The sequence below is a fragment of the Candidatus Competibacteraceae bacterium genome, assembly GCA_016699715.1.
Classification (GTDB): Bacteria; Pseudomonadota; Gammaproteobacteria; order Competibacterales; family Competibacteraceae; genus Competibacter.
On sequence record CP065007.1, the window covers coordinates 1,791,620 to 1,804,917 of the forward strand.

Annotated in this window: 11 protein-coding genes; 9 read left to right on the forward strand and 2 right to left on the reverse strand. The window is 61.7% G+C overall.

Going from position 1 to position 13,298, the window contains the following annotated elements:
• Positions 1–75: 75 nt before the first annotated feature.
• Positions 76–3,420, reverse strand: coding sequence for a response regulator (locus IPM89_08000; protein QQS55705.1), 3,345 nt, complete (start codon positions 3,418–3,420; stop codon positions 76–78).
• Between the two features lie 34 nt (positions 3,421–3,454).
• A complete protein-coding gene (locus IPM89_08005) occupies positions 3,455–4,330 on the reverse strand; it encodes an NAD(+)--dinitrogen-reductase ADP-D-ribosyltransferase (GenBank protein ID QQS55706.1) in 876 nt (291 codons plus the stop codon).
• A gap of 142 nt (positions 4,331–4,472) precedes the next feature.
• On the opposite strand from IPM89_08005, the gene nifH reads away from it, so the two are divergent.
• The 9 genes from nifH to nifN all read left to right on the forward strand — a co-directional run bounded on the left by nifH (position 4,473) and on the right by nifN (position 13,293).
• A complete protein-coding gene (gene nifH, locus IPM89_08010) occupies positions 4,473–5,360 on the forward strand; it encodes a nitrogenase iron protein (protein ID QQS55707.1) in 888 nt (295 codons plus the stop codon).
• An 18-nt stretch (positions 5,361–5,378) separates the two neighbouring features.
• Complete coding sequence (gene nifD, locus IPM89_08015) at positions 5,379–6,857, forward strand: nitrogenase molybdenum-iron protein alpha chain (GenBank protein ID QQS55840.1); 1,479 nt, start codon at positions 5,379–5,381, stop codon at positions 6,855–6,857.
• 87 nt (positions 6,858–6,944) lie between these two features.
• Positions 6,945–8,510, forward strand: coding sequence for a nitrogenase molybdenum-iron protein subunit beta (gene nifK / locus IPM89_08020; protein ID QQS52893.1), 1,566 nt, complete (start codon positions 6,945–6,947; stop codon positions 8,508–8,510).
• A 63-nt stretch (positions 8,511–8,573) separates the two neighbouring features.
• Positions 8,574–8,786 (forward strand): putative nitrogen fixation protein NifT, encoded by a 213-nt coding sequence (nifT, locus tag IPM89_08025; protein ID QQS52894.1) that lies wholly within the window; start codon positions 8,574–8,576, stop codon positions 8,784–8,786.
• Complete coding sequence (locus IPM89_08030; GenBank protein QQS52895.1) at positions 8,783–9,499, forward strand: dinitrogenase iron-molybdenum cofactor biosynthesis protein; 717 nt, start codon at positions 8,783–8,785, stop codon at positions 9,497–9,499. The genes nifT and IPM89_08030 overlap by 4 nt, the downstream gene beginning before the upstream one ends.
• Positions 9,496–9,768 (forward strand): hypothetical protein, encoded by a 273-nt coding sequence (locus tag IPM89_08035; GenBank protein QQS52896.1) that lies wholly within the window; start codon positions 9,496–9,498, stop codon positions 9,766–9,768. The genes IPM89_08030 and IPM89_08035 overlap by 4 nt, the downstream gene beginning before the upstream one ends.
• Before the next feature lie 36 nt (positions 9,769–9,804).
• The gene (locus IPM89_08040) at positions 9,805–10,329 is read left to right on the forward strand and encodes a flavodoxin (GenBank protein ID QQS52897.1); all 525 of its coding nucleotides are present in this window, start codon (positions 9,805–9,807) and stop codon (positions 10,327–10,329) included.
• Positions 10,330–10,475: 146 nt separating this feature from the next.
• Positions 10,476–11,873 (forward strand): nitrogenase iron-molybdenum cofactor biosynthesis protein NifE, encoded by a 1,398-nt coding sequence (gene nifE, locus IPM89_08045; GenBank protein QQS52898.1) that lies wholly within the window; start codon positions 10,476–10,478, stop codon positions 11,871–11,873.
• Entirely contained in the window at positions 11,866–13,293 is a 1,428-nt protein-coding gene (gene nifN, locus IPM89_08050; protein QQS52899.1) for a nitrogenase iron-molybdenum cofactor biosynthesis protein NifN, read from the forward strand. Before nifE ends, nifN begins: the two co-directional genes overlap by 8 nt.
• Positions 13,294–13,298 lie beyond the last annotated feature (5 nt).

Sequence of the window (13,298 nt, forward strand, 5' to 3'; positions counted from 1 at the left end):
ACCTTAGGCCAGAAACCAGGAATTTCTAGAGGATCATCAAGGAGCTGTAAAAATCCCGCCGGTCGCGGCGCGGGCTTACGAGGCGGAACCTTCCTGGCCGCGACCCAGCCAGCGTTCGAGCATATCCGCCAGATCGCGGGGCTGTACCGGCTTGGAAATGTAGTCGTCCATGCCGGCTTCGAGACATTTCTCCCGATCGCCCTTCATGGCATTCGCCGTCATGGCCACAATGGGCACCGTCGGGCGGAGCACCCCGGATTGCGGGGCGCGGATCGAGCGGGTCGCTTCGTAACCATCCATCTCGGGCATCTGACAGTCCATGAGCACCAGGTCGTAGGGAATGTCCCGCAGCGCCGCAATGGCCTCTTTCCCGTTGGCGACGGCGTCGGCTCGATAGCCTAGCTTCTTCAAGATGGCCAGCGCCACCCGCTGGTTGATCACATTATCCTCGGCCAGCAGAATGCGGACACGGCGTCGGGTCACCTCGGTGATCAGATGCCGGGTGATCATCTGGTCCGCCGTCCGTTCCCGCGCCTGCGTCACTCGACTCCGGATCATCGCCAGACACTCGTGCAGATGAGATTGGCGCACCGGCTTGGTGAAATAGCCGACAAAACCGATTTTCTGTAAGCGGGTCGCGTCACCCCGCTGGCCCATTGAGGTCATCATGACCAGCGGCGTGCGCTCCACTTCCGGGCATGTCTTGATGCGGCGACCCAGCTCGGCGCCATCGACTTCCGGCATCTGCATGTCCAACAGCGCGACATGAAACGGATCGTCCTCCCGCGCCGCCTGGCGCAACAACGTCAGCGCCTCGTCGGCATGGGTGGCCTCGGCGAAGCGGCAGTGCCACGAATTCAACAGCGTCGTTACCAGCAACCGGTTGATCTCGTGATCATCGACCACCAGCACTTTCATCCCTTCCAGATCGACCTGCGGTTGATCTGGAATCAACGGCTTGGCCTGTTTGCCGAACACCAGCGTAAACTGAAAAGTGGAACCCCGCCCTTCGATGCTGTCCACACTGATGCGACCGCCCATCAGTTCGACCAGTTGTCTGGAAATCGCCAGGCCAAGACCGGTTCCACCGTATTTGCGGGTGGTCGATCCGTCCACTTGGACGAACGGCGCGAATAGCGCGCCGACGCGATCCGAAGGAATGCCCACCCCGGTGTCGCTCACTTGGAACGACAGGGTAACCTGTCGGTCGTTCTCCGCCGCCACGCCCACGCGAATGGTCACATCGCCCCGGCTGGTGAACTTGACGGCGTTCCCGACCAGATTGATGAGGATCTGCCGCAAGCGACCGGGATCGCCGCGTAGTAGCAGGGACGGTGCCCCCGGATCAATCAGGCAATTCAACTCCAAACCCTTTTCCTGCGCCTTGACCGCCAGCATCTCGACTGTATCTTCCACGGTGGTGCGCAGGTCGAAATCCAACATCTCCAGTTCCAGCTTGCCGGCCTCGATCTTGGAAAAATCCAGGATTTCGTTGATGATCGCCAGCAGTGATTCGGCGCTGGACCGCACGATCTCGGCGTACTGGCGTTGTTCGGGGTTCAGATCCGAATCCAGCAGCAGGCCGGTCATGCCGATCACCCCGTTCATCGGCGTGCGGATTTCGTGGCTCATGTTGGCCAGAAATTCGCTCTTGGCGCGGTTGGCGGTTTCCGCCAGCTCCTTGGCTTGATTCAGCATCGTCTCGTATTGTTTCTGCTCGGTGATGTCGGTGATAAACCCATGCCAGAGCACGCTGCCGTCCGGCTCGCGCTGGGGCATCGAGTTACCATAGCGCCACTTCACGACCCCACCGGCCAGGATGACTCGAAACTCGCACTTCCACTGTTGCAGGGTTTCCGCCGATTCGAAAGTAGAGGCTCTGACCCGCTCCAGGTCATCCGGATGCACCGTATCGAAGATCGCGCTGGCATCGTCGTGGACCTGTTCGGGCTCTAGCTGGAATATCGAGCGAATCCCTTCGCTGGTGTAGGGCAGGCCGACGAGGCCGTTGGGAAACATTTTGAATTGATAGAGCATCCCGGGAACCTGGGAGGCGATCTTGCTCAAGCGCTGTTCGCGCTCGCGCAAGGTGTCCAGTGCCGTCCGGTTGCGCCGTTGCGAGGCTCGCAGAAAGAGCAGCAACACCGTCAGCAGCAGGGTGATGAGAATCGGTGCCAGACGGTTCCGGGCGATCTGCGCCAGCCAGCGCTGGGCCGCGATGTCCACGCCCAGCACGGCGAGCGGCCGACCAGACTCTCCGACCACCGGGGCGAAGCTGCTAAACCAGGTTCCCCAGGCATCGGTTTCCGGGCCTTCCACCGCGAAACCGCCCCGCTCGAATATCCCAAGTAGCACCGGCGTCGCCGCCCGGTACTCCTGCCCCGGCGGAGATTCGTCCGGGGAACCGGGCGGTTCGGAATCCGCCAGGAAAACAATCCGCTCACCCTCCCGACGCATGAGATAGTAGAAACGGACGTCTTCGGCGGCCTGGCGCAAGCGCATGAGCTGCTGTTTCAGGCGCGGGTAGTCCGGAGCCGTCAGATCGGAAGCCTCGCCCGCCAGTCGGGCGATACGCTGTTCATTGACGGCGGCGACGCCGGCTTTGGCCAAGGTCAAAATCTGCGCCATTTGCTCCCGGTGGGTGGATTGTCCCACCCACTCGGTGGCGACCCAACCGACGATCAACACCGCGACCAGCGGCGGTAGCAGCAGATTTTCACGCTGCTGGAGAAACGGGCGGTTGGCGACGACAGGCCGGGTGGCTTCGGCATACCCCCAAATTCCCAGGGCGATCATCCCCGCCAGTACCCCGCGCAGGAGTTGGACTGGAAAACCGGTCAGGATCAGAAAGGACTCGTGGTTGAGCACCGAAGCCGGGAAAAATGCCGTTTTCGGTACGATGGCGCCGGTGGCGAGCGCGTACAGCGCCATCGCCGCGGCGGCGAAGCCGAGCGCGCCGCCGCCGGAACGGGAGCCGTTTCGATAGCGCCACAATACTCCGGCCGACCACAACCCGCCGGTCAGCCCCAAGGCGTAGCGGACTCCGGCGTTCAAACCCGCCATCCCCGTCAGCGCGCCCGCCAACGCCAGCGCCAGCAGCGGCAACGCGATCCAGCGTCCCGGCACCCGCCCGCCCAGCGCGGCTGTCCCAGCGCGGCCGAACTCCAACAGGCACAGAAACGATGCCGCCATGACCGCAAGCCGTAGCCCGGCGAAGGCGGGAGGGTCGCCCGCGGACAACGCCAGCATATCCAACCATTCGTTGCCGCCGTGCAGCGCACCGAATCCCATCAACCAGGCCCACGGCCACGCGGCGCCGGCGCGGTGCCGCAAGGGAGAGGCGATCACGGCCAGCAGGACGAAACTCAAGCCGTAGAGAAAAAAAACATAGTCTATCCGTGCCGCAAGAAAATGGGTCATGGGCCTGTTGCACACGGTCCGATCAGACCGGCTTTCAACACAATCTTTCCACCTCGTAAATCCCACCGACCACCACGTACTCGTCCTCGCCCTTCAGCATCCCCGGCAGCATCCGGTTATAGAAAAACACCTTGGTCAGTGGGACTTGCGCCCGCAGCAGATGGTCGCCGAACTCCTCGGCGCGCTCGCGGCGGACGCTGAAGGAACTGAGGTTGTTGAGCAGCACGATCCAGCGCCGGCGTTCAGGTTTGGCCAATACCTGGTCGTCGCTGAAGCGGTTGAAGCCGCGATACAGATTTAGATGAGTCACCGCCGGCTGCTGGCGTCGCTGTTCGTACTGGCCATAGGCATACAGCAGGTCGAGTTGCGCTTCCAATGCGTTGGTGTTGTACAAGCCCCGGCTGCACGCCTCCAGAAAGTGCATGTAGGTATCGTCCCGGACGCGGTCATCCAGCAACCCCCCGTGAAAGCGCGCCAACAGGCCAAAGCGCGATTCCACCCAGGCTTTCAGCACCGCGCCTTCCTGACCGTTGGGATCGAAAGCCCAGCCGCGCACCATGCGCAGGTAATCCGCCCGCCCGCGCAGCTTGCGCCGACCTGGCGTCAGACCCACTTCCTCCAGCGCCTCCAGCCGAAAGTACACCGTCATGTAGTCCACGAACCGCCGCGCCCGCTCGCCCGGTTCGGCCAACAGATCCAACGATCGAAACAAGCGGTGATGCAATTCCGCCACCCCGTCCAGCAACAATGGGGCCGGATGGCGCTGAAAAGTCAGACCACCCAGGATCATCGCCGGCAGGTTACAGCGGTTGATCGGCAGGTAGGAACCCTTGGGCAGGCGCGGTCCGCTGCCATCGACCGGCGCCGCAACCGCATTGTTATCAACCCGACAAACCGTCGCGATTGTCATGTCTGGTTTCGATCCTGGTTGTCTCTGACAACAGTTGCGGATTATTAAACAAGGGGTTATCTACGAATCTTTCTTGGCACGGCGTTTGAAGCAGGACATGTGAAAGCAAGGTTCATCATTCAGCGACCGGAGAGCTAAAGCAATGATACGTCAATGCGCAATTTACGGGAAAGGCGGCATCGGCAAGTCCACCACCACCCAGAACCTGGTGGCCGGTTTGGCCGCCGAGGGCAAGAAAGTCATGATTGTGGGTTGCGATCCGAAAGCCGATTCGACCCGACTGATCCTGCATGCCAAAGCCCAGAACACCATCATGCAGATGGCCGCCGATGCGGGCACCGTCGAAGATCTGGAACTGGACGATGTGTTGAAAGTGGGTTACGGCGGCGTTCGTTGCGTCGAGTCCGGCGGCCCGGAACCCGGCGTCGGCTGCGCCGGGCGTGGCGTCATCACCGCGATCAACTTCCTGGAGGAAGAAGGCGCCTACGAGGAAGAACTCGACTTCGTGTTCTACGACGTGCTGGGCGACGTGGTGTGCGGCGGTTTCGCCATGCCCATTCGCGAAAACAAGGCGCAGGAAATCTACATCGTCGTATCCGGCGAGATGATGGCGATGTACGCCGCCAACAACATCGCCAAGGGCATCTGCAAGTATGCCACTTCCGGCAAGGTGCGCTTGGCCGGGCTGATCTGCAACTCGCGCAAGACCGACAAGGAGGCCGAATTGATTCAGGCGCTGGCCGAGAAAATGGGCACCCAAATGATTCATTTCGTGCCGCGCGACAATGTGGTGCAACGGGCGGAAATTCGCCGGATGACCGTCATTGAGTACGACCCCACCGCCAAGCAGGCCGATGAATACCGTGACCTGGCGCGCAAGATCGTGGAAAACAAGAAACTGGTCATCCCCAAGCCGCTGACCATGGATGAATTGGAAGACTTGCTAATGGAATTCGGCATTCTCGACGAGGAAGACGAGTCCATCGTCGGCAAGACCGCCGCCGCCGAAGCCACGCTGGCCCCTGCCTGAGGCTCACTGGAGTACACAATTATGACCATGAACCGCCAAGAAACCGAACAACTGATTCAGGAAGTGCTGGAAGTTTACCCGGAAGCCACCGGCAAGCAACGCGCCAAGCATCTGATGGTCAACGACCCCTCTCTGGAAAAATCCAACAAATGCATTGTGGCCAACAAGAAGGCATTGCCCGGCGTGATGACCGCGCGCGGTTGTGCCTACGCCGGCGCCAAGGGCGTGGTGTGGGGACCGGTCAAGGATGTGGCCAACATCTCGCACGGCCCGGTCGGCTGTGGGCAGTTTTCCCGCGCGGGTCGCCGTAACTACATCACCGGCCACAGCGGCGTCAACGTGTTCGGCGATATGAACTTCACTTCCGATTTCCAGGAAAAGGATGTGGTGTTCGGCGGCGACAAGAAGCTGGCCAAGCTGATTGCCGAAATCGATACCCTGTTTCCCCTGGTCAAAGGCATTACCATACAGTCGGAATGCCCCATTGGCCTGATCGGCGACGATATCGAAGCCGTGGCCAAGAAATCGGCCAAGGAAATCGACAAGGTGGTGGTGCCGGTGCGTTGCGAAGGTTTTCGCGGCGTCTCCCAGTCCCTCGGCCACCATGTTGCCAATGACTCATTGCGTGACTGGGTACTGCACGGCCGCGATGAAGACGACAGCTTCAAGTCCACGCCTTACGACGTGGCGATTACCGGCGACTACAACATCGGCGGGGACGCCTGGAGCTCGCGGGTTCTGCTGGAGGAAATCGGCCTGCGAGTCATCGCGCAATGGTCCGGCGATGGCTCGATCCCGGAAATGCAAACCACCCGCCACGCCAAGCTGAATCTGCTGCACTGCTACCGCTCGATGAACTACATCAGCCGGCATATGGAAGAGAAGTACGGCATTCCCTATATGGAATACAACTTCTTCGGGCCGACCAAAATCGCCGAAAGCCTGCGCAAGATCGCGGCGTTTTTCGACGACACCATCAAGGAAAACGCCGAACGCGTCATCGCCAGGCATCAACCGGTCATGGACGCCATCATCGCCAAATACCGCCCCCGGTTGGAAGGCAAACGGGTGATGTTGTTTGTCGGCGGTCTGCGGCCTCGCCATGTCATCGGTGCCTATGAAGATTTAGGGATGGAAATCATCGGCGCCGGCTACGAGTTCGCCCACAACGACGATTACGACCGCACCTTCAAGGAAGTGCAGGATGGCGCGCTGATTTACGACGACGCGACCAGCTTCGAGCTGGAATCCTTCGTGGAACGGCTGAAACCCGATCTGATCGGCTCCGGCATCAAGGAGAAATACGTATTCCACAAGATGGGTATTCCATTCCGGCAGATGCACTCCTGGGATTACTCCGGTCCCTATCACGGTTATGACGGCTTCGCCATCTTCGCCCGCGATATGGACATGACGATCAACAATCCCTGCTGGAAAAATTTACAGGCTCCCTGGAAACGCACCCGTACTGAAGCAGTGGAGTCGGCGGTTGCCTGAAACCCGTCGGTTGGGTGAGGCCACAGGCCATAACCCAACATTCTCACCGTGTTGGGTTACGCGCTTCGCGCTAATGAGGATTTAGTCATGCAAGACGTTGAAACCATTAAAGCGGGCTATCCGCTATTCAATACCGAGGAATACCAGGAATCTTTTGTCGGCAAACGGGTGTTTGAGGAAGCGCCTCCACGCGAAAAACTGGAAGAAGTGTTTCAGTGGACGACCACGGAGGCTTACAAGGAACTGAATTTCCAGCGCGAGGCGCTGACCATCAACCCGGCCAAAGCCTGTCAGCCCTTGGGTGCGGTGTTGTGCGCGCTCGGCTTTTACAAGACCCTGCCTTATGTCCACGGCTCGCAGGGCTGCGTGGCCTATTTCCGCACCTATTTCAATCGCCATTTCCGCGAACCGATTGCCGCCGTCTCCGACTCGATGACCGAAGACGCGGCGGTCTTCGGCGGACAAAAGAACATGTTCGAGGGCCTGGAAAACTCCAAGGCCATGTATCAGCCGGAAATGATTGCGGTATCAACGACCTGTATGGCGGAAGTCATCGGCGACGATCTCAACGCCTTCATCGCCAATGCCAAGAAGGACGGGCGGGTGCCGATGGATTTCCCCACCCCGTTCGCCCATACCCCCAGCTTCGTCGGCAGCCACACCACCGGCTGGGACAACATGATGGAAGGCATCCTCCGCTACTTCACCCTGAACTCGATGGAAGCTAAGACGGTCGGCAGCAACGGCAAGATCAACATTGTGGCCGGTTTCGAGACCTATCTTGGCAATCTCCGTGTGATCAAGCGGATGCTGAAGGAGATGGACGTCGATTACACCTTCCTGTCCGATCCCGAGGAAATTCTCGACACTCCGACCGATGGCGAATTTCGCATGTACGCGGGCGGCACCACGCAGGATGAGATCAAGGACGCGCCCAACGCCATCGATACGCTGTTGCTGCAACCGTGGCAGTTGCCCAAGACCAAGAAGTATGTGCAGGAGACCTGGCAGCAACCCGTCAGTGCGATTCGCCCGCCCATGGGGCTGAGTTGGACCGACGATTTCCTGATGAAGGTGTCGGAACTCACCGGCAAGCCGATCCCCGAGTCGCTGGCCCTGGAACGCGGTCGGCTGCTGGACATGATGACCGATTCCCACACCTGGTTGCATGGCAAGCGCTTCTCGGTCTATGGCGATCCCGATTTCGTGACCGGCATGTGCCAGTTCCTGTTGGAGCTGGGCGCCGAACCCCTGCATGTGCTGTGTCACAACGCCAACAAGCGTTGGACCAAGGACATCACCAAGCTGCTCAAGGCTTCGCCCTACGGTCAGGACGCCGAAGTGCATACCGGCAAGGATCTCTGGCATCTGCGTTCGCTGGTATTCAGCAACAAACCCGATTTCCTGATTGGCAACTCCTACGGCAAGTTCATTCAGCGCGACACCCTGCACAAGGGCAAGGAACATGAAGTTCCGTTGATTCGGATTGGTTTCCCGCTGTTCGACCGTCACCACCTGCACCGTGACACCACCTTGGGCTACGAAGGCGCGATGTACATGCTCAAAGCCCTGGTCAATGCGGTGATGGAAAAACTCGATCAGGACACCATGACCCTGGGCGAAACCGATTACGCCTTCGATTTGATTCGTTGACGACCGACCGCGCGGTGGAGACGGGCTGCCAAACCTGCCTCCACCGTGCTGGAGAACTCAGCCATGCCCAATGTCATGTTACGGAACGATGCATCCGGTCAACTGGTGTTATACATCACCAAAAAGGACCACGAGGAAACCGTGGTGGCGCTGGAACACGCGGGACCCGGCGCTTGGGGTGGTGAAATGCAGTTGTCCGATGGTTCGCGATTCTATCTGGAACCCTTGGAGCAAACGCCCAGGTTGCCGTTGACCGTCAGGGTAAAGCGGCTATGACCGCCGCCCATTCGCTACCGCGTTGCGTCGCGCTGCGCATTGCCCTGGCGGCACGACAACTCCCCGATACCAGTTCGGGCCAATTGCTGCGCATCCTGCTGACGGCGTTGGATGAACCCCTGACCGAAATCAAGCTGAACGACCTGACGGTCAAGGATCTCAAGAAGGCCGCCGACGGCTCCCTGCGCGAGGTTGATGGCGCCCTGTTGCGGCAGGCACTGAGCGCCCTGAAAGGCGAGCATGAGGCGGACGCCTCATCGGCCCAGATCCCGGAGCCTCAGCCTTATCGCGAGGGCGAAATGCCCCATTCCATCCGGCTGGCCTGCACGTCGAATAGCGGCGAGCGGCTGGACGGTCATTTCGGTTCCTGCGCCCGGTTCCTGATCTATCAGGTCTCGGCGACCGAGGCACGATTGATCGCGGTACGCCCGGCGCCCAACATCGCCCGGCTCAGCGTGGATCACAGCGCGGAGCGGGTGGCGCTGATCGGCGACTGCGACTTGCTGTGCGTGCTGTCCATCGGCGGACCGGCCGCCGCCCGGGTGGTGAACAGCGGCATCCACCCGATCAAGCGCGGCGTGATCGGCGACATCCAACCGCTGCTGAGCGAATTGCAACAGGTGCTGGCCGGCGACCCGCCGCCCTGGCTGGCCAAACTCCGCGCCCGCGCGCTCGACGAACAGCGGCCGGCGCGGATGGGAGCCACGCCATGATCACCCAACGCCAGCTTACCGACATTGCCCGCCTGACGGCGGATCAGGGCCTGGATCACGCCACCGCCTCCCGTTTGCGTCAAGTGTATCCAGGAACCTATTTCACCTACTGCCTGGACGACGACATCAACGGCATGGAACCCGCGTTGGAAAGCGCCGGCTTCAACCTCTACCTGGTGGATGGAAGCCAGCACTGCCTGCGCCTGACCAGCGATTTGCAGGTCGCCACCGGCATCGTACTGGCGGCGGTACTGGAAGAAACGAACTAACCCATTTATTCATGAAGCAAATAGAGGATATCGCCCATGGCCAAGATCGGATTGTTCTACGCCACCGACACCGGCAATACCCGCAAGATCGCCAAGCGGATCAAGAAGCAGTTCGAGGAAGGGGAAATCGAACTGTTCGATTTCGCCAAGACCACCCCGGACGCGATAAAGGATTGCGAAGCGCTGATCGTCGGTACCCCGACCCTGGGCGACGGCGAACTGCCCGAACCGCTCACGGAATTCCTCGGGCAACTGGACAGCAGCCATGTAACCGGTAAAACCATCGCTATGTTCGGTCTGGGCGATCAGGTCGGCTATCCCACCGAGTTCGTGGACGCGCTCGGCATCACCTACAAAAAGCTCAAGAAGCTGGGCGCCAACCTGATTGGCGGCTGGCCGGCGGAAGGCTACGAGTTCGAGAAATCCAAGGCCCTGCGCGACGGCGAGTTCGTCGGTCTGGTGCTCGATCAGGACAATCAGGCGGACCTGACCGACGAGCGGCTGGAAGAATGGCTCGAACAGGTCAAGCCCGAGTTGCTGGGCGCGGCGGTGACGGGTTGAGGTCGATCGCGGGGCACCGGGAGCAAGGGGGGCGGATTGATTCCGCTCCCCTACGCCCTGTTCTTTGGTTCCCCGTACCCTGCCCCCCCGCGCCCTGAACGCTCCGCAACCCCGCGCCTGTTTGAGGACACTCCGAGGATCATTCGATGAAACCCAGCGATCTCGCCGCACTGATCGACGAACCGGCTTGCACTCACAACCTGAAAAGCAAGTCCGGCTGCGCCCGCCCCAAGCCGGGAGCCGCCGCCGGCGGCTGTGCCTTCGATGGCGCGCAGATCGCCCTGCTGCCGATTGCCGATGTCGCGCACATCGTGCATGGCCCCATCTCCTGCGCCGGCAATGCCTGGGACAGCCGCGGCGCCCGCTCCACCGGCCCCACCCTGTACAAACTCGGTCTGACCACCGATCTCAGCGAGCAGGACGTAATCATGGGGCGCGGCGAAAAGCGCCTGTTTCACGCCATCAAGCAGGTGATCGATAGCCATGCCCCGGCGGCGGTATTCGTGTACAGCACCTGCGTGACGGCGCTGATCGGCGACGATCTGGAAGCAGTCTGCAAGGCGGCGGCGCGGCGCTGGGGCGTACCGGTGATTCCGATCGACTCGGCCGGCTTTTTCGGCAGCAAGAATCTGGGCAACCGCATTGCCGGCGAAGCGATGCTCAAGTACGTGATCGGCGGCCGCGAGCCGGAACCGCCGCCGGTGGACCCCGCGCGGCCGGAGCTGCGGGTCCACGACATCAATCTGATCGGCGAATACAACATCGCCGGGGAACTGTGGCACACCCTGCCGCTGTTCGACGAACTGGGGTTGCGGGTGTTGTGTTCCCTGTCCGGCGACGCCCGTTTCCGGGAAATCCAGACCATGCACCGGGCCGAGGTCAACATGGTGGTGTGTTCCCGCGCCATGCTCAATGTCGCCCGCAAGCTGCGGGATCGGTTTGGCGCGCCCTGGTTCGAGGGCAGTTTTTACGGTGTTCGTGACGTGTCCGCCGCCCTGCGCGATTTCGCCCGCCTGCTCGACGATCCCGATCTCCAGGTCCGCACCGAGGCGCTGATCGCCCGTGAAGAGGCACGGATTGACGCTGAACTGGCGCCTTGGCGGGAGCGACTGCGCGGCAAGCGGGCGCTGCTGTACACCGGCGGGGTCAAATCCTGGTCCATCGTCGCCGCCTTGCAGGATCTGGGACTGACGGTGGTCGCCACCGGCACCAAGAAATCCACCGAGGAAGACAAGACCCGGATTCGGGAGTTGATGGGCGAGGACGCCCAGATGATCGACGACGGCAACCCGCGCGGCCTGCTGGATCTGGCCCGCGCCAACCAGGCCGACATCCTGATCGCCGGCGGTCGCAACCTGTATACCGCCATCAAGGCCCGATTGCCGTTTCTGGATGTCAACCAGGAACGGGAACACGGCTACGCCGGCTATCAAGGCATGGCGACGCTGGCGCGGCAACTGGTCCGCGCCCTGGAAAATCCGGTGTGGGACGCCGTGCGCCAACCCGCGCCCTGGACCGCAATCCCGGAGACGACTCATGGCTGAAATCGTTCGCCGCAACAAACCCCTGTCCGTCAGTCCACTGAAAACCAGCCAACCGCTGGGCGCCAGCCTGGCGGTGCTTGGCCTCGATCGCGCCATCCCGCTGCTGCACGGTGCCCAGGGCTGCACTGCCTTTGCCAAGGTGTTCTTCGTGCGCCATTTCCGCGAACCGATCCCGCTGCAAACCACCGCGCTGGACCAGATCAGCGGCATCATGGGCGCGGACGACAGCCTGCTTGAAGGATTGAGCACCGTTTGCGAGAAGCACCGACCGGCGGCGGTGGGCCTGTTGACCACCGGGCTGACCGAAACTCAAGGCACCGACATCCATCGAGTGCTCAAGATCTTCCGCGAACGCCATCCGGAATTTCGGGCGATCCGCATCGTGCCGGTGAACACCCCGGACTTCAGCGGCGGCCTGGAATCCGGCTTCGCCGCGGCGGTGCGGGCCATGATCGAACATTGGACCCCATCCGTCGCGGCCAGCGGCGTCCGGCCCGGTCGCCGGCCCCGGCAAATCAACGTGCTGTGTGGACCTTCCCTGACGCCGGGCGACCTGGAAGCGCTGAAGGAGTTGATCGAGAGCTTCGATCTGCATCCGCTGCTGCTACCCGACCTGAGCGATTCCCTGGATGGTCATCTGGCGGCCGATGAATTCTCGCCGCTCACCACCGGCGGCACCCCGGTCGCCGCCTTCGCCACCCTGGGTGATGCCGCCGCCACCCTGGTCATCGGCGCGTCCTTGTATCCCGCCGCCGAACGACTGGCTCAACGCACCGGTACGCCGCTGCATCGCTTTGAGCACCTGTGGGGATTGGAGGCGAACGACCGCCTGATCATGACCCTGGCGGGTATCGCCGGCGGTCCGGTGCCGGCGCGGCTGGAGCGGCAGCGCGCCCAATTGCAGGACGCCATGCTCGACACCCATTTCCTGCTTGGCCAGGCGCGGCTGGCCATCGCCGCCGACGCCGATCTGCTGCACGCCGCCTGTACGCTGGGTGTCGAGATCGGCGCGGAAATCGTGGCGGCGGTCACGCCCTGCCGCGCGGCGGTGCTGGAACGTATTCCGGCGGCTCAGGTGCATATCGGCGACCTGGAGGATTTGGAGCAACTGGCGCGACGGAACGAGGCGGAACTGCTACTGGGCAACTCCCACATGGCGGACGCGGCCCAGCGCCTGAACCTGCCGCTGCTGCGGATGGGTTTTCCGCTGTATGACCAGATCGGCGCGTACCGGCGCACCTGGATCGGTTATCGCGGCAGCCGGCAAACCCTGTTCGATCTGGCCAACGGCCTGCTCGGCACGCATCAGCAGCCGGTGACGCCCTACCACTCCCTCTATTCCCCCAAACCCGATCATCGGCCGGAGGAGCATGGGCATGAAACTGCGACGGCATCTATGGATCGTCACGGGTGGCACTGAGGCAA